Source organism: Runella rosea (assembly GCF_003325355.1).
Lineage (GTDB): Bacteria > Bacteroidota > Bacteroidia > Cytophagales > Spirosomataceae > Runella > Runella rosea.
Map to the genome: position 1 here is coordinate 6,723,146 of NZ_CP030850.1, position 25,159 is coordinate 6,748,304.

The window sequence follows — 25,159 nt, forward strand, 5'->3', positions numbered from 1 at the left end:
TGAGTTAAAGCGCTCTTGCGGTGGCAATTCTACTGGCAATGGTGGTGTACAGAACGATGGAAATCGAGCTTGCTGGCATCAGAATAGCCGCAATAACAGGAGCCAACGTACCCGTCAAGGCAAAACTAAGTCCGATGATATTATACACTACTGAGATAGTAAAACTCTGAACCACGATGCTGCGGCCCGCTTTGGCGAGGCGCACGTATTGGGGCAAAAACGACAGATGGTTGCCTTCCAAAATGCCGTCGCAGGCGGGTGAGAAATTGTTGATATTGTCAGAAACGGCGATGCCCACGTTGCTTTGGACCAAAGCCCCAGCGTCGTTGAGACCATCGCCGACCATCAGTACTTTGCGACCTTTTTGTTGCAACTGTTCAATAAATGCGAGCTTATCTTCGGGCTTTTGGTTGAAATGTAAGTGCGTGGCATCTCCAAACAAATGGCCCAACAAGGCTACATCCGTCGGTTTGTCGCCCGATAAAAGATACGTTTGATAGTTTTTATGCTTGAGGGCTTGGAGCGTATCGGATAGGTTTTCGCGGTAGTAACTGTGAATTTCAAAATAGCCAACTTGTTGTTCCCCAAAAGAAAAATAGACCCTGCTGTGGGCATTGGATGCCATTTGTGGGGCTTCCGAAAGACCCACAAATGCGGCTGAGCCTAATTTTACGAGGCAGTTTTCGCCTAAATTGGCCATAATTCCCTTGCCTTCTACTTCCTGAAAGCCCGTCAGGGCTGTTTCTTTGGGAACGGCTGCCAACGATTTAGAAATAAGGCGGCTCAGGGGGTGAGATGATTGCGCACACATCGTACGCACGATGCGCTGCTGTAAACGCGTAAGCGGCGTGCCTTTAAATTGGATTTGACCCGCGTCGGGCAAGGTTAAAGTGCCTGTTTTGTCAAAAACAACGGTATCAATTTCTGATAAGCTTTCAATAACCTTCGCATTTTTGAGGTAAAATTTATGCTTGCCAAACATCCCCAAAATATTTCCGTTGGTAAAAGTGTCGGAGAGCAGTAAAGCGCACGGACAAGCCACAATCAGGATGGTGGTGATGGCGTTGATGCCGCGTGGCAAATCGCCCGCCCACATCCAAAAGACCAATCCCGCAATGCCCAGTCCCAAAACCGTCCAGGTAAAATAGCGGTTGATTTGGGCTACCAAATCATGGTCCTGCTTTTGGTTGTTTTGAGTGAAAGAGTCTTTGTTCCAAAGTTGCGTCAGATAACTTTGTGAAACCCGCTTGGTGACTTCCAACTCAATGGCACCGCCCACCTGACGCCCACCTGCGTAGATGATTTCGTTCCGGGTTTTTTCCACGGGTGCTGATTCCCCCGAAACAAAGCTGTAGTCAATCATGGCCCGCTCGCTCACTAAACGTGCATCAGCGGGAATCAATTCTTTGTTGCGAATCAAAATGTGGTCGCCCGCTTTTAGGTCGGTCACCATAATTTGCGGCTCCTCGGCATTGACGGCGTAAAGGTCATTTTGTGCTGCGTCAATGGGCTTTTCGGCCGTGCTCTTGCTTTTGTGCAATAGCGTCACGGCTACAGGGAAATAAGATTTGTAGTCGCGGTCAAACGAAATAACCGAGTAGGTCTTGTCTTGAAAATACCGGCCTAATAGCATAAAAAACACAATGCCCGTCATGGAATCGAGATAACCTACGCCCGTTTGGGTGCCGATTTCGTACAAACTGCGCACAAACGTGACCAAAATAGCCAACGCAATGGGAGCGTCAATGTTCAAATAGTGTTTTCGAATGGCTTTCCACGCCGACACAAAAAAATCCGAAGCGGCATAAAAAAAGACGGGCAATGCCAACACCACGCTAAAAACACTGAACAGGGATTGCAGCTTCTGGTCGGTTTGGGTGTCGCCCAATCCAAAATAATCGGGGAAGCTCATCATCATGACGTTGCCAAAGGCAAATCCCGAAATACCGATTTTGTATAAACGCGTTCGGTTGATTTTGGGAGATTGGTCAGATTCAACGTCCTGAAGACTGATGTAGGGTTCGTATCCGATGTACGTCAGCAGTTCGGCCAGTTGACTCAGCTTGATTTTTTCTTCATCAACAATAATTCGTACCCGCTTTTCGGGAAAATTTACCACGGCCGAAATGACCCCTTCTTGCAAACGGTGGAGATTTTCGAGTAAGTACACGCACGAACTACAGTGCATCTGGGGCAGGTACCAGTTGATGTGCGTTTGGCGGCCATCCGTAAATTGAATGATGCGCTGATGTACTTCTGGAAGATCTAAGTAAGCGTATTTGCCTTTGTAGTAGTTTTTATCGGGCGAAACCCCCGGATTTTTTGTAAAATCGTAGTAACTGCACAGTTCGTTTTCCTGCAATAACTCATAGACCAATTTGCAGCCTTCGCAGCAAAAGGGTTTGTTATCGTGGACAATGACGGTTTCTTCACAGTCGGCTCCGCAATGGTAGCAGGCGACTTCGACAGTAGATGAAATGGATTGCGACATACAATGGGTATTTGTATTTGCCCAAAATTGCGCCGGGGACTGTCACTAATATATGAGTATTGTCAAGGTACAAAACTGACTTTTGTCAGTAATTTAGAAAGTTGAAATGAAGGGATTAATTATTGCCGTAATACTTCAAATAGGCGATGAGACGGTCGTAATTGGCGCGTTCAACATCATTACCGAATTTGGAGAGATAGCTTCGGTATATTTCAATGAGTCGGTCAAATTGTGGGCTGTTGTTGAGTTTGGCAGCTACCACTCCCTTAAAACAGCGATGCACCTGATTATAGAGGTATTTAGACGATTTTTGGGGCATGAGGTTTAGGATGCGGTCAATGTCGCCCACGTGCGTAATGGAAGCAAGAAAGCCAAAGCCCGAAAGCTGCATGAACTCTTTGATAGACTCGCAAGCGTCGGTCAAATCTTCGTCATTTTGAATTTTATAACGGAAATAATTGACGTCGTTGTATTTGCCGGTGGAGATGATAATGGTATTGACGTCAGAACGAAAATCGACCAAATTGGCATTTAAAAATTGCTGTGCGATTTGTTCTACCTGATCATTTCGGCATCCAATGTGAACTTCTATCCACGCATCATTTTCTTTTTCGTATTCAGAGACCGAAAAAATGATGTTTGTGAAGCCCGCAGGTGTATTTTTGCGGAATTGTTTTTTGTCCATCAACAGTCGAAACCCTTCTGCTTCGAAAAAATCGTACAGGGCATAATAAAGCTTGGCTTCGGTTGTTTTGAGGCTCATTGTTTTTGACTTTGATTGATAACTAAATTCCTTAATACTAAGTTTACATTTGGCAATAAACAACGTAAGTATATTGATGAAACATATATCCACTGCTCATTTGAATTTTTCGGTAACTGTCGGCTCCTTGCTTCTGGTGGCCGTTTTTTGCTTTTCTGGTTCACTTTTTGGACAAACAACCCTTACCCAAACCCTGCGGGGCGTGGTGCTGGACATTGACAATAATCAGCCGCTTGCGGGGGCGAGCGTTACATTAACGGGCACCGACAAAGGCACCATCACGGAGGCCGACGGCAGTTTTCGATTTACGGCGATTCCTATCGGACGGTATTCAATCCAAATAAGCAGTGTTGGGTTCGAAACGACTGTTATCCCCGAGGTTTTGTTGGAGGCTGGAAAGGAAAAAGTGCTAACCATTTCCCTCAAAGAAAGCCCTCAACAACTCGCTGAGGCGGTTGTACGTACTGCCCGTCCTGTTTCGCAAAGTAGCATACAGAGTATTACCATCGAACAAACGTTGCGCTATGCGGCTACTTTTTTTGACCCCGCCCGCCTTGCTACGTCATTTCCGGGCGTAGTGGCGGCCAACGACCAAGCCAATAATTTGGTCATTCGTGGCAATTCTCCGACGGGGACGCAGTGGCGATTAGAAGGCATTGAGATTGTGAACCCCAATCACCTCAGCAATGCGGGAACGTTTAGCGACCGACCGACGCAATCGGGCGGAGGAACTAATATTTTGAGTGCGCAACTCATGGAGCGCGCCGACTTTTTGACTGGGGCTTTTCCTTCTCAATACGGCAATGTCTTGGGTGGGGTGATGGACGTACATTTGCGCAAAGGCAATGACCAAAAGCACGAATTTACGGCGCAGGCAGGTTTGATAGGCATTGACTTATCGGCCGAGGGACCCATTTCCCGCAAAAATAAATCATCGTATCTGGTCAATTACCGCTATTCATTCACAGGACTATTGGCCGCGATGGGCGTCAAATTTGGTGGGGAAGATATTCGTTTTCAGGACCTTTCGTTCAATCTATCATTTCCTACCCGCAAAGCAGGCCATTTTACGGTATTTGGCATGGGAGGTGTGAGTAGTAATGTGTTTAAGGCCGAGCGCGATACGTTGCTGTGGGAAGTTGAAAAAGACGGATTTGACATTGAATTTAAAAACCGAATGGGTGCCATTGGCTTGACGCATCAACTGAAAGTAGGCCGAAATTCTAGCCTACGCACGGTGTTGGCGGCTTCGGCTTTGGATACGCGCCGCGAAGGCTATGTGCTTTCAAAAACCTCTTATAATCGCTTTTTTATTCAGTTGGATGCTTTCAAAAAAACACGTTATTCGTTCTCGACGACGCTTTCGCACAAACTCAATGCGCAATGGCAATTGCAGGAAGGTTTGTACCTGACCTATCAGGAAGATTCGGTTAATATCAGCAATCGGGGGATTGCAAGAGGGGGGATGAAGGGACTGATTATTCAGCCGTACATCAACCTCACGGGGCGAATTGCCCCGCGCCTGACCATGCAGTTGGGACTTCATTGGCTTGAGTATACGTACAATCAAACTAATTCCCTGGAGCCTCGGGCTTCCTTGCGTTATACCGCCAATAAACGCACCGCTTTTAGTTTGTCGTATGGTCTGCACAGTCAATTACAATTACCACAAACATATTTAGCCCTCAAAAATTCAGCCACCCGCGACGAAGTATTTCCTAATGTTCGTTTAGGGTTTACCAAAGCACAACATTTTGTAGCGGGCTATGAGCAAAATCTATCGCTGCTATCTTCCTTGAAAGTAGAAGTGTATTATCAATCCTTGTACAATGTTCCAGTGGCCAAAAACCCGTCTATTGTGAGCTACCGGGTCATTCCCGCTTTCTCGACTTTGAATCTGTTGGAAGGTTTTACCGATGGAGAATTGGCTAACACAGGTACTGGCAGGAATTATGGTATCGAAGTAACGTATCAACAATTGCTACAAAATAATTTTTACGCACTTATCACGGGTTCATTGTATAATTCGAGGTACAAAGGGCAGGACGGAGTCGACCGCAATACGCGTTTCAACGGAAATCATACGTTCAGTTTGGCGGGTGGGAAAGAGTTTCATCGTCGTCCTAATCGTACGTTTGGCGTTAATTTGCGGGTTTTGTGGCTAGGGGGCTACCGCGATTCTCCGATTGATTTGGAGGCATCTAAAAGCGCGGCCCAAACGGTGTACAAAGCCACGGAATTGTATACGATTAAGCTAAAGGATTATTTTAGGCCCGACCTGCGCATTTTCTGGAAACGCAACAAACCTAACTACACACGGACGTGGTCTATTGATATTCAGAACGTAACGAGTACTAAAAATGAAGCCTTCAGTTACTACGATATTCTTCAGCGTAAAGTTGTTCAGCAGTACCAGCTGGGGATTTTGCCCGTGGTTAATTATCGGGTGGAATTCTGAGGTATTAGAATAAAACGGCGGTTTTGAGAAACCGCCTGCACGATGATGCGTTGGGTAGGTTTTGAGAAACCTACCCAACGCGGTTTAAAGCGTTGTACTACCTTTATTTAGGTTTCAGGAACACAAACGGTATAATCATTTCTTCAATCGAGACCCCGCCGTGCTGGAAGGTATCGCGGTACATATTGACGTACTGATTGAAGTTGTTGGGATACGCAAAAAAGTAATCGCCCAGGGTGAAAACATAGGCCGTCGAAACATTGAGTTTAGGCAAAAACAAGCGCTCAGGGCGGCGGCACACGTAAATGTGATTGTTGTCGTCGAAGCCGAGGTTTTTTCCCTGTTTGTAACGTAAGTTGGTATTGGTTTCGCGGTAGCCTACAATTTTGACGGGTTTTTTCACCCGCGTCATGCCGTGGTCGGTAGTGATGATAATGCGCCCTTTTTTCTCCGCAATTCTTTGCAGAAAGTCCATGATGGGAGAGTGCTGAAACCAAGACTTGGTGATGGAACGATACGCGGCCTCATCAGGAGCTAACTCCTTGATCATCATCATGTCGGTGCGGGCGTGTGAGAGCATATCCACGAAGTTAAACACGACCACGTTTAGGTGGTTTTTCCACAGGTTGGGAAGGTTGTCGATGAGCGTCTTCCCTTGATTTTGATTAATGATTTTGTTGTACGAAAACTTCACTTGCATCCGGTTACGCTCAAACTGTTTGCGCAACAAATCTTCTTCATGCTTATTGAGCCCTTCTTCGCCGTCGGGAGTATTTTCGTCGTTTACCCACCAATTAGGGTATTGTTTCTCGATTTCGCTGGGCATAATTCCCGCAAAAATCGAGTTACGCGCAAAACCTGTGGTGGTAGGCAGAATAGAATAATACGAAGATTCTTCTTCGACTGTAAAAAACTCAGTCAACAGCGGCTCTACGACTTTCCACTGGTCGTAACGTAGATTATCAATCAGAATAAAAAATAAAGGCTCCGTCTGTTTCATCAACGGAAACACTTTGCGTTTCATCAACTGATGCGACAAAATCGGCTTGTCGGCGTTGGGATCATTGAGCCAGTCTTCATAATTGTCGAGGACAAACTTGCAAAAATTGTTGTTGGCCTCTTCTTTCTGGGTCGATAGAATCTCCTCCATGCTTTTGTCTTGCGTGTTTTCGAGTTCTAATTCCCAGTAAATCAGTTTTTTGTATAATTCAACCCACTCAGCATGACCGATGCGGTCTTGGTATTGCATGGCCAATTGCCGAAACTCCTGCATGTAACTGATGTTGGTTTTTTCGCTAACCAACCGCTTGTTATCCAGAATTTTTTTGACCGAAAGCAGGATTTGATTGGGATTGAGCGGCTTAATGAGATAATCGGCAATGCGGGAGCCGATGGCTTCTTCCATAATACGCTCCTCCTCGCTTTTGGTAATCATGACCACGGGAAGGTTGGGGCGTAATTGTTTTATCTGCGCTAGGGTTTCGAGGCCTGAGAGTCCAGGCATATTTTCGTCCAGAAAAACAACGTCGAATCGTTCGTGTTCTACTTTATCGAGGGCATCAGAACCACTATTGACGGGGGTGATGGTGTAGCCTTTGCCGGTTAGAAATAAAATATGTGGTTTTAATAAATCTATTTCATCATCTGCCCAAAGAATATTAGCCATAAGATAGTTGATAAGATGTTTTGATTGAAAAATAAGAAGGAGCCTGTACGGTAAAAATCAAAGCCCAAAATGTACCTCTCCTAACGCCTTTCGGCTCGAATAATTGTTTGTAGGGTGACATAAATCATCAAACATAACTGCCAATAATCATATTTTAAAATAGCTAATGAACGGAAATTGCGGAAGATAACCAACAAATCCATTCATCCAATGAAAACGATTCTTGTACCTACCGATTTAAGTGATGTTTCTGAATATGCCCTAGACGTGGCCGTTGAGATTGCCAAAAAGCACAATTCAACCATCGTGTTGCTCAAACGATTGATTTTTCCGACGGTAGAATATACCATGATTGATAATGATTTTTATGACGGTAAGGAAGATTATTACCGTTTTCTAACCCAAGAATCAAAAGACCGGCTCAAAGACATGATTGATAGACCCGCCTACGAAGGTGTTAGTTTTAAACTGAAAGTAGTAAGGGAAAACGAAACGCTTGCCGAGGCCGTTTTGCACCAAAATGCAAATTTAGTAGTGATGGGTTCTACGGGGGCAAGTGGCTGGAAAGAATGGACGAAAGGGTCTAATGCAGAGCACGTTGTGCGAACCGCAACCTGTCCTGTGTTGGTCGTAAAATCACCCGTGAGTGAGTTTAATAATGTAGTATTTGCCGTAGATTTTGAAAATGAGCAGTTTGTGAAAACCTCCACCGCTTTGTTGGATAAATCAAACATCAATCCTCATTTTGTGTATGTCGACAACGGTACCAAAATTTTCGATGAAGCAGCATTGCGCGAAAAAGTTGGAAAATGGGCGCTTGAACTGGGTTACAATACCTATCAATTTGAGATTGTCGAAGCGAGTACCATCGAAAAAGGAATCTTAAATTATGCCAGAAAAGTGGAGGCTGACATTATCGTGATGTATACCCACGGGCGCACGGGAATCCAACATTTTATTTACGGCAGTGTGGCCGAAGATGTGGTCAATCACGCCGAAATGGCCGTGATGGTGAGTCATTAACGAAGAAATTTTATTTTCGGAGCTTTTAAAAGAATGGTTGGCATTCCCAACCATTCTTTTTTTATGCGTAGTTTTGCAGGATTAAAATCATCTTTACACCGTTCATGCAAACCACTGTAGCAGTGAATCGACCAGAAGTAGCCCGCCAAGTTGCGGCGTACTTATTAAACATTGAAGCGATTCAACTTCGCCCCGATCAGCCCTTCAAATGGAGTTCAGGCTGGAATTCACCCATTTATTGTGACAATCGTCTGGCGCTTTCGTTTCCTGAAGTGCGGACTTTCATCAAAAACGCATTGGCAGGAGCCATCAAAAGTCATTTTCCGGCCGTGGAGCTGATTGCTGGAGTAGCTACTGCGGGTATTGCGCAGGGTGCTTTGGTGGCCGATGTGTTGCATTTGCCCTACGCCTACGTGCGTCCCGAACCCAAAAAACACGGGATGGGCAACCAAATCGAAGGTCGGGTTTTGGCTGGCCAAAAAGTAGTAGTACTCGAAGACCTCATTTCTACAGGCGGAAGCTCGCTCAAAGTAGTAGATGTACTGCGCGAGGCTGGTGTGGAGGTTTTGGGAATGATTTCAATTTTTACGTATGGCTTTTCCATTGCTGATGAAAATTTTAAGCAAAAAGGTGTCGAATTGGTGTCATTGAGTAACTATGATTGCCTACTCACGGAAGCACTCAAATTGGACTATATCGAGTCAAGCCAATTGGAAACACTATCTAAATGGCGGGAAGATCCCGGAAGCTGGGGTGCGTAAATCACTATAAATGATGCAATTATTTCACTCTCCCACCATTTTTCAACGTTTTCCCAATCTTATTGCAGCAGAGAGTAGGCGCAACGGTGGGGTAAGCGCGTCTCCTTTTTCGTCGCTCAACTTGGGCATCAATACCAAAGATGCACCCGAGAATGTGCTAGAAAACCGACGCCTTTTTTTTGAAAAGTTGGAAATTTCGGAAGCCAGACTTGCCTCTTCTTATCAAGTACACGGAGATAGCATCCAAATAGTAACCGAACCTGGGCGAACCGAAGGCTTTGATGCGCTCGTCACGGATGTGCCAGAGGTTGTGCTTGGGGTCACCGTCGCCGATTGTACGCCCGTGCTGATTTATGACGCCCATCGTCGGGTCGTTGGGGCGGTCCATGCTGGATGGCGCGGCACCGTTTCTCAACTAGTGTACAAAACCCTCGAAACCATGCACGCCGAATACGGTACTGCTCCTGGGGATTGCTTTGCTTACGTGGGTACGTGCATTGATGAAAATGCGTTTGAAGTGGGGGAAGAAGTAGCGGAGCAGTTTTCTGATAAATTTAAACGGTTTGACACCGTAAGTGGGAAGTTTTTGGTGGATTTAAAACGCGCCAATGCCGCGCAGTTAGAAAATTTTGGAATTCCTTCGGAGCGAATTGAAATATCACCGTATTCAACCATTACCCACAATGACGATTATTTCTCCTATCGTTTGGAAAAAGGCCAAACGGGGCGGATGTTGGCCGTTATTGGAATGAAAAATGCGTAAAAATAGGGTAGACGTTATTGAAAATAAATAACCTCGCTCGGGCTAACATGATACAATGCAACAATCTTCTTCTGTAAAACTTTGGGCCAACCTGGTCATCGTGTATGTCGTATGGGGCTCTACTTTTTTGGGAGTTCGATACGCTATTGAAGTGCTACCGCCGTTGCTGACCAATGCCATTCGATTTTTGGTAGGGGGTGTCATTTTCTTTTTGTTTACGCTGCTACGTGGGTATTCTGTTCCGAGCGTAAAGCAATGGCTGTCAGCGGCTTGGATTGGAATGCTTTTGAGCGGTGTCGGAAACTGCGCCGTTGCCTATGCCATAGGATTTATGCCAACGGGTTTGGTGGCGCTGCTTGTAGCTACGCTTCCAGGCTGGATGGTGGGTTTGGATTATTACTTCTTTGGAAAACAAAAACCTTCTTGGCTGACGGTGGTCGGCTTAGGGGTTGGTCTGATTGGAATGTATATTTTACTGAATCCAGGAGAGAATCTATCCCAACGTGAAATTCCCTTATTTCCTGCTTTTTTGGTTTTTATTGGGTCAATTACTTGGGCGTGGGGGTCGTTACAATCTCCGTATTTGGATATGCCTCCCCAAATGCAGACCACCGCGATTCAGATGTTGGGAGGGGGGATTTTCTCCTTGATTATGAGCTTGTTTTTGGAGCCAAACGGCTTTAAAGCTTTTGATAACATGACCCACCAAACCTACATGGCGTTGCTCTATCTGATAGTGATGGGTTCTTTTGTTGGGTATTCGGCGTACGTTTGGTTGTTGCACCATGCGGCCCCTTCTTTGACCGCCACCTACGCCTACGTCAACCCAGTGGTGGCCATGGTTTTAGGGTGGCTAGTGGTGAACGAAAAATTAAGCACCCGCTCGCTGGTCGCTTCTGCGGTAGTTTTGACAGGCGTTGTTTTGATAACGTTTGGGCGAAGAGCATCTGCCAAAGCTGGTAATTTGCGTTAGTTCATTTCTCTGACCATTTTCTAACAAAACACATACGTTCCCATGACCCGAAATGTAGCCATTTTCTTATTCGATGAGGTAGAAGTGCTCGATTTTGCGGGCCCTTATGAGGTTTTCAGCGTAACTGGATTGCGGACGTTTACGGAGAAACCCTTTCATGTCTACACAGTTGCGGAGAAATCCCCCGTGGTAGCCCGCAACGGACTGACCGTTATTCCCGATTATTTGTTGGATACATGTCCCACGCCTGACTTGATTCTTATTCCGGGTGGAGGCGGTTTTTCTCCCGAAGGAGTTGCTTTTGGAAGTCGCCGCGAAATGGACAATGATGTGGTGTTGGAGTGGGTAAAAAAGCATGCTGCTCACGTTGAATTGGTTCTTTCGGTATGCACTGGGGCCTTGATTTTGGGCAATGCGGGGCTGTTGGAAGGACTGAAAGCCACCACGCATTTCAAAGCCTTAGAGGCCTTACGGGCCATTTCACCTGCTATTGAGGTACTGGAAGGAGTTCGGTACGTTGACAATGGCCACGTCATCCTCTCTGCGGGCGTATCGGCAGGAATAGACATGTCGTATTATGTAGTCAGTAAATTGTTGGGCAAAGAAGTAGCCGACGAAGCAGCGCGTTATGCACAATATGATTACTGGCAATAATCGAGCACAAAGCGCTCGCTAAATGCCTTGCCAGAGCCTCTCAATGAGGAAAATAACCGTTTTTGGGGGATTTTATTTGCTAATATTTGACTAATTTTATACTTTGTTTCGTTGTATTAATACTGAAAACCATTCTACAAACTTTAGTGATATGAAAAAATATCTTTACGCTGCACTATTTATTACTTCAGCCATGTTGGCAGGATGTTCAAAATCTGAGCCAGAACCAGAACCCGCCGAGCAGGTGATTGGAAGCTATGCCGTGGATAAAGTTACGGTTGCTTATAAATATGTCGATTCACCTGTCGAACAATCAGAAAGTTATATTTTCCCTTTTAAAAACAACCAGGGAGAGTTAACGGCAATTGTTGATGTTTCCAAAAGTGCTTCGAATATAATTACCCTTACTTATGTAGAAACTGCAAAATATACGAATGGACAAACCGAGACCAGTAAAGATGTTTACAGTAGCATTGAGTTAAAACCAAGTGAGACAGCATCAGGTTTATTTGATATGTACAGTGCTGGGGTTAAAAGTGGAACTGTAGGTGGGGGTAATCTTAATTTTGAAGACATTACCAGCTTAAAGGATACTGTAGGTCGTGCTTTAACATTTTCCTTCCGTATTTCAGGGAAGAAATCAAAATAATTTATTTAAGGAAAATCATATAGAGTTAGCAGTTACGCAATTCCATCCATATTGCACAACTGCTGACTTTTTACGTTTTTAATAACCTTAACTTGATCTAAATGAGGCAGTTGAAGCGTAGATATTTGTGGGGTTTTTGGATTGTTTCGCTATTGTATTCCTCCCTTACTTTTGCCAATGATCAACAGCGGTATTTGGCCGTGTTGCTTTTGAATACCAACCGGTCGTTGGATGTGGACTTGGATTTGCTGGAGGGCGCGGTCAAAGCAGGATGTAATGCCGTTCATCTGACCATCTATTGGGATCAGGTATACACCACCGCAACTTCGCAGGCTGACTGGCGTAAGTATGATAACCAAATCAATCTGGCCCAGAAATTGGGGGTTAAAATAGCCCTTCGAATCTTGGTAGGGCGGCATGTAAGTCGGATTCAGGGGTTTTGGGACAACGAACACCGCCAACGCGACCAGCAGGGGCAGGCCTTGATTTCGGGCTACAGCGCTACCTATTTTAGTTATGCCCATCGCCCATCGGTAGAAAAAGCACGGGCGTTTATCAAAGAAGTCTGCCAACGTTACAATAATCTGCAACAACAAGGGGTGATTTCGTGGGTATCGGTTTCGACGACTCCCACGCAAGAGACGGGGTATTATCACGAAAACGCACCTGAAGGCTATAATTATCCAACGGTTTTTGATTATTCGCCCGTTATGCAGCAGGAGTTTCGGATTTGGCTCAACCGCAAGTACAAAAAAATTGAGCGTCTGAATGTTTTTTGGCAAACGGAGTACAAAAGTTTTGAAGAAGTAACACCTCCGGTATCACTTAAATACCGTGAGCAGGTCTTTTGGGGGCAATCAGGCCGAGATTGGTATGTTTTTCGTCATGCCATCTTCAAACAGTTTGTGGAACAAACCACCCAAACCATCAAAAGCGTAAACAGCACGTACCGCGTTATCACAGATTTTGGTTCGGTCTTTGATCAAATCAGTGTATTTTGCGGAAGCCTGGCTTTTGGTGATTTGAATCGCTCAACCGACGGGGTCAAAATCAACGATGATTTGCAGTATGACCACCGCTTTTCCACCGATCTTTTAAGGAGTAATATTTTACCTGGCCAATGGGTGCTAAATGAGGTATATCCTGAATCCAAATATGGTAATGAAGTGATTACCCGTCAGATTGATGAAAATTTTGAACATGGCGCGCATTGGGTTAGTGTAGTCATTGCTACCCAAAACGCGCTGGACGTTATGCGCCCCATTATTCAAGCCAGCGTTCCTAAATGGCTCAAAAAACCATTTGTGGAGGTAACACCAATGGCTTACATGGATTATACGCTGTCGCGGGTAGTGGAGTTTGGCTATTATAGCGGTGGTGTCTATGGGGAATGGCTGAACCGGGCAGGCCATGAGTCCAACCGAAAGCCGGTGGCTATTCGGATGGTAGAAGATTTGTTGATAGATTCGCTTCAAGGGTCTATCAATCAATTGCCTGTCGTCAGAAATTTGTTACCTACAAAAATTGCCAAAGTCAATAGTGCGTTTTCCTATCGCTTGAGTTCTGAGGTTTTTGCCGACATTGACGGAATTATAGACACCGTTGTTATCAATAATTTACCCGCTTGGCTGACGTTCAGAAACAACGTTTTTTCTGGGACTCCCCCTCAAATTGGCAACTTTACAATGCTCCTACGTGCGACCGACGATGACGGTGCTTCGGTTGAAACTAATTTTACCATAATCGTGAATAATGTGGGCCGAACGAACCAAATACCGATTGTTCAAAAACCCATTCAAAATGTAAAAGGAGTGTATAAACAACCCTTTACATTCACATTTTCCGACAGTACTTTTGCCGATTTTGATGGTTTTATTACGCGTTTAGAAGTTACTGGGCTACCCTCATGGGCGCAGTTTCGGCGTAAAGAAATTCGGGGGCTTGCCGATGCCGTGGGCGAATATACCATTACCGTACGCGCCTACGACGATGAAGAAGCCGTTGCTCAAACCTCCTTCAAGATTACAATTAGTTATCCTATTGTTTCGTTTGATTTGATTCAGGCTGGGAGAGTAGGGGAGCGTTTTTTAATCAAGCGACTTCAAAATGGTGAAGTGCTGGCCTCGTCTGATCTGCCTCCTTTGTTGAATATTTATGCTACTTGCGACGCCGTTTTTGATGAATTTGAGCTGCAATTATCGGGAGGGCATGTTCAAAAATCCCAATCTGAAAGTTCTCCGTTTTCGCTTTTTACGGGCGATGGTGGCTTTCCAACGGTTGTGGGAACTTATCAAGTCAAAGGGAATGCGTATTTTCAAAAAGAACTGATTTCTTCGGCTACCTATCGTTTTCAGATAATTGCGACAGACCCGCTCACAAAACTGCCGATTCCGTTGGCCGACTGGGCATTGTTTCCCAATCCCTGTTATCAGTTTTTGAATGTAAAACTTCCTGATAATGTGTCGATTCAGAAGATTCAATTGGTGAATTCGATAGGACAGACCCAGCCGATTTTAGGAAATGCTACTTCTGTTGCTAATCAACTTTTAAGCATTAACTTAACCGACTTCAAACTGCCTGCTGGCGTTTATTTTTTAAAATTGCAGAAGGAGGATTCTTCGTGGCAGGCGTTTAAACTGATAAAGCAATAACCATACAATGTTGAGTTTGATATTGATGATTGTTTATAATGAAACGAAAACGCTGAAAACACTCCTTTTTTTGGGATTTTTGGTGCTGTCGGTAGCCTTAAAAGCGCAGAATGCTGATACCCAGCGCTACGTTGGTTTGCAATTACTTAACCTTGACCCGCGCCCCGAAGCAGGGATGGATGTCATTGAAGCGTCTATTGCCAATGGCTGCAACTTAGTGGCCCTCACAATTCAGTGGGATGAAGTTTACAAAGACAATACTTCTCCGCCCGATTGGCGTCAGTACGACCGTCAGATAGAATACATTGCGAAGACCAATGCTAAAATAGCGTTACGCATTATTGTGGGCCGACTTTATTACCGTTTGGACGGTTATTGGACGGCTAGAGAAACTATGAAGGATGATTTGGGACGGCCACTTTCGGGGGTTTATGGACGAACGTGCTTTAGTTTTTCGCATCAGCCCACGGTTGCCAAATCCCAAAATTTTATCAAAGAAGTGTGTCAACGCTACAACGCCTATCAAAATCAGGGTAAAATTCTTTACGTATCCTTCGGTAATTTATCGACCCAAGAGCTGGGGTATCCCCATGAGACCAATTTTGAGGGCGGCAAACAATACCTTGCGGGCTTTGATTATTCTGATTCGTCCTTGGATTCGTTTAGGGTATGGGCCGAAAAACGCTATAAACGCATCAATAAACTCAACTACCATTGGGGAACAAAATATGCTTCTTTTAAAACATTAATGCCACCTGGAACGGCGTACAATCCGTATCCGACCTATCGAAAAAAATCGGGAAAAGATTGGTACTTGTTTTCTCATTCGCAACTTCAAAATTATATAGACGGGACAATTAACGGCATCAAGCAGGTAAACCCACAGTATAAAATTGTCAACGAATACGGCGCCGTAACGGCCGATTTTTCGGCCATGCTGATTTCTTACTCCTTCAAAACGCTCGACGCAAAAACGGATGGAACCAAGGTACACAATGACCCCTATTACAATCACCGCTGGGTAACCGACGTCATACGCTCCAATCGGCCCGCCAATAAATGGACGGCAAACGAAGTGTTTTACACGTCGCAAACGCCGACTGACTTGTTGAGGCGCCAATTTAACGAGTGTTTTGAGCATGGTTCCAAGATTGTGACTTTGGTGGCGGCTGCTCCAGAGCCGGGTGCCATGCGTTTGATTCAGGAGATGGCTGGCCGATGGATTAATACGCCGCTGTCTGAAATCAAGCCCCAATATTCTATTTCTTATACTTTGACTGAAGCCCTTGATTCTACCATGAAAAATGTAGAAAAGAGATGGGTTGAAAAAGTTGGATCAAATCCTCAACCCGTTCATATTGAATTGGTTGAGGATATTTTGTCGGAAGAATATTGGAAACCACTCAGCGTGAATCTGCCGCCAATTATTGCAAATCAGATTACCGATCGGGCAAGTAAACCTCGCAAAGCGTACAGTTATACGTTGCCCAAGGATGCATTTACTGACCCCGACGGTGATATTGTCAAAATAGAAGCCCTTGAAAAACCCCAGTGGTTAAATTTGAATAATGGGGTTCTTTCGGGAAATGTGCCAGATGTAATCGGTGACTACAAAGTAACCCTCCGCGCTACCGATGATGAAGGAGCCACGGCGTTGATGAGTTTTAATCTCAAAGTGACCAATATAAACGTTAAACCTATCGTCAAACGCCCCGTGCCTGATTTTGAGACATCACTTCAAAAATTGGTGTTTTATCAATTTCAACCCGACCATTTTGACGACCCGGATGGCGTCATAGTGCGAGTACAGGCCAGCGGGCTACGCCCGTGGATGACTTATACCTCCAAAGAGTTTTCGGCGTATCCACAGGAGCAGGGTACATTTACCGTCAACCTTCGAGCGTATGATGACGACAGTGCGTTTGTGGAAACGTCGTTTAAAATAAAAGTACTTAACATTCCTCCCGTGGCCAAGCAGCAATTGCCCGAGAAAGTGATTGCACGAGGTAAAGCGTTTCGTTTTAAGATTTCGCCCAACCTTTTCAGCGACCCAGACGGTGAGATTGTCAGAGTAGGAGCGGCCAAACTGCCCGCATGGCTCACATTTAACGGTACGGAATTGCGGGGAACTCCGCCAGAACTGGCAACGTATCGGGTTGGAATTCGGGCGTATGACAACGGCGGCGATTCGGTTGAAATACCGTTTGTGATAAAAGTAGACGTTCAGGGGGCCCAAAATTCACCACCTCTTGCCCGCTATACCTTACCAAACGTGCAGATGTTTGCCACGCAAAAATTTACCTACCGTGTACCTGATTCATTGTTTTATGATACAAATGGCTACGTTGACCGAATCGAAGCGCCCAATTTACCCTCTTGGCTCTCTTTTCGTAACAATGAAATCTCGGGAGTGGCTTTACAGGCAGGTACTTACACGGTCACGGTCAGGGCCATTGATGATGATGAGACGGCCACCAATGTTACCTTTAAAATCGAAGTACGCTACGCAAATATCAGTTTTGAGCTGATTCAGGCGGGAAAAATTGGAGAACGGCGTTTTATCGGACCATTGAGCAACGGGGACGTACTTCAGGAAGCGACTATTCCAGGCAAGATTACCATATATGCAAATTGTGAAGTTCCTGCCAAGAGAGTATTGCTGAAATTGACAGGTCCTTATCAACGGGAAATCACCGCCGAGCGGTTTCCTTTTGCTTTATTTGATGAAACAACTGGTTTTTCTCCGATTGCTGGGAGTTATACGTTAGAAGCTTCGGCTTTTAACGATTCATTGCAAGTGAGCGCTGCCACGATTCGTTTTACGATTAAAACGACGCAGCCCTTGACGGATTGGCAAGTATATCCGAATCCTTTTTCAAACGTCTGTAATGTAAAATTGCCTGATTTGCTGGATATTAATACCTTGAGTTTTAAGTTGATTGCTTTGTCAGGCCAGGAAATAATGATGAATAAACGTCAGATAACCATCGTCGATAAAGTTGCTTATGTCAATTTATCAGACACGCAGGTGGCTGGTGGTATTTACATATTGCAGGTTTTTGAGAACGAAACGTTACTGAAAGGGATTAAAATAGTGAAGCAGTGAAAAGGGGCGACCGCGTTCGGGGAATTGGTGTATTTTTATCAATTTTGCTTTTTAATTTGAATTTTATATACCAACACAAGGTGCTTTTTCTATTTTAGGATAAGTTTTAAATGGGAAGAATATTTTTTGGCATGTTTTTTGAGAAGGTTGGTAATTAAAAATACTGTTGGAGCATACAAGCAATACATATATCATGGTTAACTTTTTGAAAATAGGTGTTTTGAGCTGTTTTTTATACTTGCCTTTCAAGAGTTTTGCTCAGACGGTTGATTGTAGCAATACAAAATGCGTACCTATAACCGTAAAAGTTGTCGGCAAAGATTTTAAGTTAGACGTCGTTCCTGAAGAACCGATTGAACCTGTTATCCTGCCAAATGCACTCATTAATTTAGAAAGTGGACAATATCCTTTAGGAACCATAATAAATTTTGATATACCAGTTGTTGGATTAAACGTAAAGAATTCAATCAATTCAGCTCAATTGACGGTTGAATACATGTGGGAGTCAGACGGCGTTTGGAAAACTGGAAACAAAGTGGAGTTGAGAAAATCAGGCGTTCTTTCTGTAAGAACAAGATCAGGTGAAAACACCTCTGAAATTCAGAAAAAGACGTATCAACTTTTCTACAAACAAGTTCTTTTAATAGGAAACAGCTTTACACAACATGGTCCTTATGAGCCAATTGGTTGGACTGGAAACTGGGGAATGGCTGCCTCCGCAGCCGATAAAGATTACAAATCAACCTTGGAGCGGTATTTACAGGCTAACTACAAAGACACCAAAGTGAAGATCTTTCCAACGGCTCGCATCGAGAGCGATTTCGTTAATTATGACTTTGATTATCACATTGGTGTTTGGCAGAAAACGTTTGAGGAAACCGATTTAATTGTATTACGTTTCGGAGAAAACGTAAAAGATTGGGAAATACCGATGCAAGGTGGCAAAGCCAATAAATTATACAAAGAGTATATCCTTAAGTTTATCAAAATGATTAAACAGAATTCATCGGCCAGGATTGTGATAACCAGTGTTTTCTGGCAGGGCTTTCCCAATACCAACGCTGTATTTAAAGAAGTTGCGGATGAGAATGGGTATGATTGGGTAGATTTGAATGAAATAGGTAAGGATAACAGCAATTATGCCTATGGATTGTTTGCCGATCCCGGTGTTTCGAAGCATCCAAACGATAAAGGTATGAAAGCGATTGCAGATCTAATTTATGAAAAAATTAAATAATGTAGGTCCTTTTTATACGCATTAGTATTTGCTGTTTTAAATAATATTTATTTCTCTATACTTTTTAAAGTTTTAAACAGTAAATAGCTATTATTTTTAGAAAAATTAAGAAAGCAGCGCCCGTTGTAAACAATGGGCGCTGCTTTCTTAATTTAAGGGTAATCTCAGTAGCTTGAAGTTGAGAAATACATTTTTTTGTTCTTTTTTGAAATAAAAAAATATGTCTAATTTTAAGATGTTTATGTACGTATAAAAATGACATAGTGGGATATAAAGTTTGGATTTATTTAAGGTAATTCAGCTTCCTCTTGTAGGCTTACCGGACTAAACTATTGAGTAGTTTGCTTTACCCAAACTTTGTAATTTCTGACGCCCCTATGATTGAATCAAATAATTTTCATTTTATAAGATTTCTGGCTGCATCTTTAGTAATAGTTGGCCACGTTTATCCACTCAATGGACGTCCTGATGTAATTGAGCAATGGAGTTTGGGATTGTTTCCTTCGGGTCATATTGCGGTATGTATATTCTTTGTTATCAGTGGATATTGTGTGCTTCAAAGTCGGCTGAACAGTAAGTCGACTTACGCCTACACCATGAAACGGGCTCTACGAATTTTCCCTGGACTTTTCGTGGCTTTGCTTTTTACCGCTTTTGTGATTGGCCCCTTAGCCACTTCGTATAGCTTATCTGATTATTTTAGTGCAGGCCAAACCTACCGTTTTTTTGATAACATAAAGCTTTACCCTAATACGCATGGAACACTCCCGGGCGTATTTGTACAGAATACCCACAATGCAGCAAATGGGTCGCTGTGGACGTTGGCGTATGAGTTTACTATGTATATTTTTGTGATTGTCGCGGTTTTCTTATTTCGCAACCGTTGGCGATGGTTTCTCATTGGGTTTGTGGCTTTTTTTGTTATCTACTGTGCTTTGTTTGAAGTTATACAAGGCGACAGAATCATTCCGCTGATTCGTTTAAATCTTTTTCACCTGATTGATTTTGGGATTTATTTTGTGTTGGGAATGCTGTTCTATCTATATCAAGACCAGATAGGTCTGCATTGGTGGGGCGCCGTTGCTGCATTTGGGGCGTGGATGATTATGTATCTAATCGCCGATGCTGGGTATCTCCCTTTGTCGGCCATTATGTGGATTCGTTATTTCAGTATTTCATATTTAGTCATGTATTTTGCCTTTATAAAAGGCCCGCTTAATCGTTTTGGCGACTGGGGCGATTATTCTTATGGTATCTATATTTATGCCTATCCAATCCAACAGATAATTATCTCATTTTTTGGTAACGAAATGCCGTCTTACCAACAGGTTTTATTGGCATTTGCCGTTGTTTTGCCGTTGGCTTGGTTTTCCTGGAACTACGTAGAAAAGCCCGCTTTAAAATATAAATCCTACTTTAGATAATCAATCATTGACGTTTTTCTGAATAGATTAGCAGTTCTTCCTTACATTTGGTGTTCAATTAAAGAGGCAAAGTATAAAAATCGAATGCCTGTCATTTTTGAAACCCAAAACAATTTTTTTATGCAGGAATTTAGCAAGGGAGTAGCCCTAATGCTTCTGGTTTTGACGTTATTGTGTTGTAATTCTAAACAATCCTCTTCTGAGCAAACGACCACCAGCGAAACCGCAACAACTATGGTAAAGGCACCTTTATTCAGTGGAGATTCGGCCTACGTGTACGTGGAAAAACAAGTAAAATTTGGCCCCCGAGTTCCCAATTCAGCGGCCCATACCCGTTGTGGAGACTACCTCGTGGCCGAATTGAAACGCCTTGGCTGTACGGTAACGGAGCAGACTTTTACGGCAACCCACTACGACGGCCGTAAACTCAACGCCCGCAATATTATAGGTAGTATTAATCCACAAGCCGCGAAACGTATTTTGCTGGCGTCACACTGGGACAGTAGGCCAGTAGCCGACGAAGATCCGACCAATAAAACGGGGGCCATTGATGGTGCCAATGATGGAGCAAGTGGAGTAGGAGTCTTGCTTGAACTGGCGCGTACCATTCAACAGGCTGCCCAAAAACCAGGTGTTGGGGTTGATTTGATTTTTTTTGATGTAGAAGATGGGGGAAACTCGGCTGTTGCCAAGGATAAATTTACGGGTTTTTGCCTTGGGTCTCAATATTGGGCCGCCAATAAGCACGTTCCTGGTTATTCGGCGTATTTCGGGGTTTTGTTGGACATGGTAGGTGCCAAAGGAGCGACGTTTCCGAAGGAAGCCTTTTCGAATCAATACGCTAATGAAGTCACGCGAATGATTTGGCATACGGCCAGTCAATTGGGGTACAGTTCTTACTTTGTGGAGCAAGACGGCGCGGCAATTACTGACGACCACTTGCCCGTGAACGAAACCGCCAAAATTCCGATGGTTGATATTATTCATTTACAGCTCAATAATCCTCAAAAAACCTTCTTTGATGACTGGCATACGCACGAAGATGATATGCGAAACATTGACCCCAAAACCCTCAAAGCCGTAGGGCAGGTTCTGGTTCAGGTCTTGTATCAGGAAAGTATTTAGAAAAAAATGTATCGTCTGATTTTGATTCTTATGACAAAAAATAACCATTATTTAACCGTAAGTACCCTTTCGTTTTTCTTGCTTTTTTTCGTTTTTTGCTGTTCTTCCGCACCAGATAAAGTGGGAAATTTAGATTTAGTAAAATGGCGAAGTGACCGAGGTGGATGTGGCGACGTCAGAAAAGGGCTTGAAAAAGAATTTGTAAAAATACAGAGTGAGCTTTTGGGTAAACATATCGACGATGTAGGGTACATGCTGGGCCGCCCCGACATTCAACAGCTGGGTTCACGGGATCAAAAATTCTACGTTTATTTCGTAGAAAAAGGAATTCATTGTACTGATATTACCCAAAAATCAGCCGCTCAAAAAGTGATTTTACGTTTCAACGCCGTAGGCTTACTTTCTGAAATTACTTTTCAGGCACGACCTTTGTAGAGGAATTAAAAGATAATCTGTTCATTGCCCGAACGATTAACTTTTGGCAGTCAACATTTAACTTCACAATTCGATGCGTTTTTCCGTTGCTTTTGCCCTTTTTATCCTACTATTTTTACCCTTCGTCACGTCAGCCCAACACCTTCGGCACAAAGGGAGTTTGGGCATTAGCTACACAGAGGCGAGTGATTCGTTGATGAGTATGCAACACTTGCCCGATAGCCACGGGATTTTAGTGAAGACTGTCATGCCAGATTTTACTGCCGCGCGATTGGGCATTCAGGCGGGCGATATTTTGGTCTCTATCAATGAAACGGATTCTTTGTACCTGTTCGATTTTCGAAAGTTAGAGCAGGAATTATACGAGCAAGAACCAATTTCAATTACCTATATTCGAAATAAAAAGAAAGCCCGAGCCGTTGGGAATGTCGTTGCGGCACCCAAGGAGTTTTCAAAAGGAGAAGTGATTTACGGAGAGGTTCCCTACCAACGAGGGTATTTGCGTTCCATTGTTCATAAGCCATTGGGAAACAGTCGTTTACCCGCTATATTTTACATTCAGGGACACGAGTGTGGTTCCGTTCATTTTACAGAAGATTCGCTTTCTCCCGTCAAACAATTAGTGGATGGTTGGGTGAGCGCTGGGTACGTTGTATTTAGGGTTGAAAAACCAGGAATAGGAGAGAGTGCTGGCACAAAAGAGTGCATTCGGTTGAGTTATGAAGAAGAAAAGGCCGCTTTTCAGAACGCATTTTCGGCTTTTAAAAAGCTTTCTTTTGTTGATAGCACCCGGTATTTTCTTTTTGGGCATGCATTGGGTGGAGTACTGGCTCCATTACTGGCGGCCCAATCGGGATCTAAACCGCTGGGTATCATAACATACGGAACCGTCGTAAAGCCGTGGTTTGAACACATGATTGATGTATACCGCCAAAAGCCATTATTGTATCAGGAATCATATCAATCTATCGAAGCTAATACCCGAATGATGATACCATTGTTGTACGAATGGTTGGTACAGGCAAAAACGCCTACGGAGTTGCTTCAAGAGCCTGATTTTGAGGCCATACTTACATCCAAAGAAAATCCACTCGCCTACCATAGAGGTACTTTTTTTGGACGTTCGTCAGCGTATTTTACCGAACTTCAGCAGCAAAATCTCACGCAGGCGTGGGCACAGGCAGCAGTGCCTACTTTGGCTATTCACGGTGAGTTTGATAGTGAAGCTATCAGCCCAGAATCGGCGCAAAGTATTGCCCGAATTGTTAATGAGGTACGTCCTGAGTTGGGGATGTTTAGGCAATTGAAAGGCACTGATCAGCATTTTATTAAAGTAACTTCTTTTGTTGAAGCGGCTCAATTGCAAAAATCTGGGCGGTATATGGAGTATGCTCGGCGCCATTTTAACCCAGAGATCCTTACGGAAACTGTTCAATGGATGAAACAACTTAACGGGAAATAATCTTTTTGAATACTTATCATGATATAACGCTCCAAGAAGCTGAAGCTATGGCTGCCCAACCAGGGAGTATCATTGTGGATGTGCGGGAGCCTTGGGAGTTTGAAGAATTCAGCATTGGCGGCACCAATATTCCCCTTGCAGATATTCGAGAACGTCGCTCCGAATTATTTCCTTATCAAACCCTAATCGTAGTTTGTACCAACGGAACCCGCTCTCGCGTAGCGGCCAAAGATTATTCTCGGGCAGAGGCGTTTCAGGAGAAACAAATTTTTCATCTCAAGGGAGGGATTCTGGAAGTGGAAGATTGAGTTTTAGCTTGATTTTTAGTGGGCTTTAAATCAGCGAGATATAACCAGTATGTGTGAGAAAGTACTGTGATGATCTTGTTATAAATCTACCCTTTTTATTTCTTTATTACCTCTTTGCGCTGTCGAACGAGTGTCAGGGACTTTTCCGATTACCGTTTGATAATCGACACTTCAAGGTGTAAAAACAGCAATTCATGCTGTAAGCAATTCAGCACCACGGGAAGCTGTACTAGTTTTACATTGTCTTTTACGAACTATCATTTAGCGTAATGATGATTCAGAAGGACTTAAATGTTGTACAATTAAAATACACAGCTTTCCATGAAAACAATTGCAATGTTATTTCTAATGGGCCTTATTGGCCTTTCAGCTTGTAATACCGAAGGAGCGCCTGGCCCGAAAGGGGATCCTGGGTCGCAAGGTCCCAAGGGAGATACTGGGTCGCAAGGTCCCAAGGGAGATTCAGGCACGGTAAATGCTCGGAGTTTCATTTACTCCAACCAGCAGTTTAATGCACTAGGTACTCCAAATTATGATGCCACTACTAAACTGTTCACTTACAATAGTTTTCGGACATATAGTCCACAAAACTACGCTGCAATCGCGGATAAAGGGGTGGTGTTGGTTTACCTTCGGGACCAACTCAACGCGTGGACTTTAAACACGATTCGGGCCAACTATCTCAATGTAGGAGTGAGCGATACCCCAAGCGTGATTGAGTCGGTTGTTCGTCCGCAAACTGACAAAGTTCAGATAATGGCAAAATTAACGACGCCATTAGAGACAAATCTATTTATAAATTACAGATTTGACGTAAAAATCATTCTGATTGAACCCACTCATTCGGTAATGGGTGCGCTGCGTACGGGTCAGGTTGATGTCAAAGACAGCCGAGCTGTTGAGCGATTTTTCAACCTAAAACAGCTTTAAAGTGCGAAGTGGTGGATTGGAGACTTTGAAGGCTTGCTAGGAAACATTAGTCTTTAGTGGACTTCGGCAAATAGTGTTTGATTATTAATGTTTCATGATCAAATACTCATTTCCCAGATTAGGTCAGAATAAGTCCAAAATGTTAAAAAAAGGCTTATGAACTAATTCGTAAGCCTTTCTTGTGTGGAGAATATCGGATTCGAACCGATGACCTCTTGCATGCCATGCAAGCGCTCTAGCCAACTGAGCTAATCCCCCATATGTCAATTTCCTGTCTTTT

Annotated in this window: 19 protein-coding genes and 1 tRNA gene; 16 read left to right on the forward strand and 4 right to left on the reverse strand. The window is 43.8% G+C overall.

The window, feature by feature from the left end:
• Positions 1-4: 4 nt before the first annotated feature.
• Both DR864_RS27800 and DR864_RS27805 read right to left on the reverse strand, forming a co-directional pair.
• Positions 5-2,491, reverse strand: a complete 2,487-nt coding sequence (locus DR864_RS27800) for a heavy metal translocating P-type ATPase (protein ID WP_114070037.1) — start codon at positions 2,489-2,491, stop codon at positions 5-7.
• 115 nt (positions 2,492-2,606) lie between these two features.
• Positions 2,607-3,254 carry a hypothetical protein gene (locus DR864_RS27805; protein ID WP_114070038.1) on the reverse strand — a complete coding sequence of 216 codons (648 nt, stop codon included), beginning with the start codon at positions 3,252-3,254 and terminating at the stop codon, positions 2,607-2,609.
• A 76-nt stretch (positions 3,255-3,330) separates the two neighbouring features.
• Here DR864_RS27805 and DR864_RS27810 point away from each other — a divergent pair, with 76 nt between their 5' ends.
• Positions 3,331-5,712, forward strand: a complete 2,382-nt coding sequence (locus DR864_RS27810) for a TonB-dependent receptor (protein ID WP_114070039.1) — start codon at positions 3,331-3,333, stop codon at positions 5,710-5,712.
• 103 nt (positions 5,713-5,815) lie between these two features.
• Here the strand turns inward: DR864_RS27810 and porX are convergent, their stop codons facing one another.
• The gene (gene porX / locus DR864_RS27815) at positions 5,816-7,378 is read right to left on the reverse strand and encodes a T9SS response regulator signal transducer PorX (protein ID WP_114070040.1); all 1,563 of its coding nucleotides are present in this window, start codon (positions 7,376-7,378) and stop codon (positions 5,816-5,818) included.
• 210 nt (positions 7,379-7,588) lie between these two features.
• Between porX and DR864_RS27820 the strand changes: the two genes are divergently transcribed.
• The 15 genes from DR864_RS27820 to DR864_RS27890 all read left to right on the forward strand — a co-directional run bounded on the left by DR864_RS27820 (position 7,589) and on the right by DR864_RS27890 (position 24,879).
• On the forward strand, positions 7,589-8,401 hold the full coding sequence (locus DR864_RS27820) for a universal stress protein (protein WP_114070041.1): 813 nt from the start codon (positions 7,589-7,591) through the stop codon (positions 8,399-8,401).
• Positions 8,402-8,505: 104 nt separating this feature from the next.
• Positions 8,506-9,162 (forward strand): orotate phosphoribosyltransferase, encoded by a 657-nt coding sequence (gene pyrE / locus DR864_RS27825; RefSeq protein WP_114070042.1) that lies wholly within the window; start codon positions 8,506-8,508, stop codon positions 9,160-9,162.
• Between the two features lie 13 nt (positions 9,163-9,175).
• Positions 9,176-9,925 carry a peptidoglycan editing factor PgeF gene (pgeF, locus tag DR864_RS27830; RefSeq protein ID WP_114070503.1) on the forward strand — a complete coding sequence of 250 codons (750 nt, stop codon included), beginning with the start codon at positions 9,176-9,178 and terminating at the stop codon, positions 9,923-9,925.
• Between the two features lie 55 nt (positions 9,926-9,980).
• Positions 9,981-10,898: an EamA family transporter gene (locus tag DR864_RS27835; RefSeq protein WP_114070043.1), complete on the forward strand. Its 918-nt coding sequence runs from the start codon at positions 9,981-9,983 to the stop codon at positions 10,896-10,898.
• Between the two features lie 42 nt (positions 10,899-10,940).
• The gene (locus DR864_RS27840; RefSeq protein ID WP_114070044.1) at positions 10,941-11,552 is read left to right on the forward strand and encodes a DJ-1/PfpI family protein; all 612 of its coding nucleotides are present in this window, start codon (positions 10,941-10,943) and stop codon (positions 11,550-11,552) included.
• A 151-nt stretch (positions 11,553-11,703) separates the two neighbouring features.
• A complete protein-coding gene (locus tag DR864_RS27845; protein WP_114070045.1) occupies positions 11,704-12,201 on the forward strand; it encodes a hypothetical protein in 498 nt (165 codons plus the stop codon).
• Between the two features lie 101 nt (positions 12,202-12,302).
• Positions 12,303-14,852, forward strand: coding sequence for a putative Ig domain-containing protein (locus tag DR864_RS27850; protein ID WP_114070046.1), 2,550 nt, complete (start codon positions 12,303-12,305; stop codon positions 14,850-14,852).
• Positions 14,853-14,859: 7 nt separating this feature from the next.
• Positions 14,860-17,958 carry a putative Ig domain-containing protein gene (locus DR864_RS27855; RefSeq protein ID WP_114070047.1) on the forward strand — a complete coding sequence of 1,033 codons (3,099 nt, stop codon included), beginning with the start codon at positions 14,860-14,862 and terminating at the stop codon, positions 17,956-17,958.
• A 193-nt stretch (positions 17,959-18,151) separates the two neighbouring features.
• Positions 18,152-19,195, forward strand: coding sequence for an SGNH/GDSL hydrolase family protein (locus DR864_RS27860; protein ID WP_114070048.1), 1,044 nt, complete (start codon positions 18,152-18,154; stop codon positions 19,193-19,195).
• A gap of 377 nt (positions 19,196-19,572) precedes the next feature.
• Entirely contained in the window at positions 19,573-20,619 is a 1,047-nt protein-coding gene (locus DR864_RS27865) for an acyltransferase family protein (RefSeq protein ID WP_114070049.1), read from the forward strand.
• Between the two features lie 84 nt (positions 20,620-20,703).
• Positions 20,704-21,744, forward strand: coding sequence for a M28 family peptidase (locus DR864_RS27870; protein WP_374755787.1), 1,041 nt, complete (start codon positions 20,704-20,706; stop codon positions 21,742-21,744).
• A 30-nt stretch (positions 21,745-21,774) separates the two neighbouring features.
• The gene (locus tag DR864_RS27875; RefSeq protein WP_229599484.1) at positions 21,775-22,179 is read left to right on the forward strand and encodes a hypothetical protein; all 405 of its coding nucleotides are present in this window, start codon (positions 21,775-21,777) and stop codon (positions 22,177-22,179) included.
• Positions 22,180-22,252: 73 nt separating this feature from the next.
• Positions 22,253-23,641 (forward strand): serine aminopeptidase domain-containing protein, encoded by a 1,389-nt coding sequence (locus DR864_RS27880; protein WP_114070050.1) that lies wholly within the window; start codon positions 22,253-22,255, stop codon positions 23,639-23,641.
• Positions 23,641-23,949 (forward strand): rhodanese-like domain-containing protein, encoded by a 309-nt coding sequence (locus tag DR864_RS27885; protein ID WP_205319298.1) that lies wholly within the window; start codon positions 23,641-23,643, stop codon positions 23,947-23,949. Before DR864_RS27880 ends, DR864_RS27885 begins: the two co-directional genes overlap by 1 nt.
• Before the next feature lie 321 nt (positions 23,950-24,270).
• On the forward strand, positions 24,271-24,879 hold the full coding sequence (locus tag DR864_RS27890) for a collagen-like triple helix repeat-containing protein (protein ID WP_114070052.1): 609 nt from the start codon (positions 24,271-24,273) through the stop codon (positions 24,877-24,879).
• Between the two features lie 184 nt (positions 24,880-25,063).
• Here the strand turns inward: DR864_RS27890 and DR864_RS27895 are convergent.
• A tRNA-Ala gene (locus DR864_RS27895) sits at positions 25,064-25,137 on the reverse strand.
• Positions 25,138-25,159 lie beyond the last annotated feature (22 nt).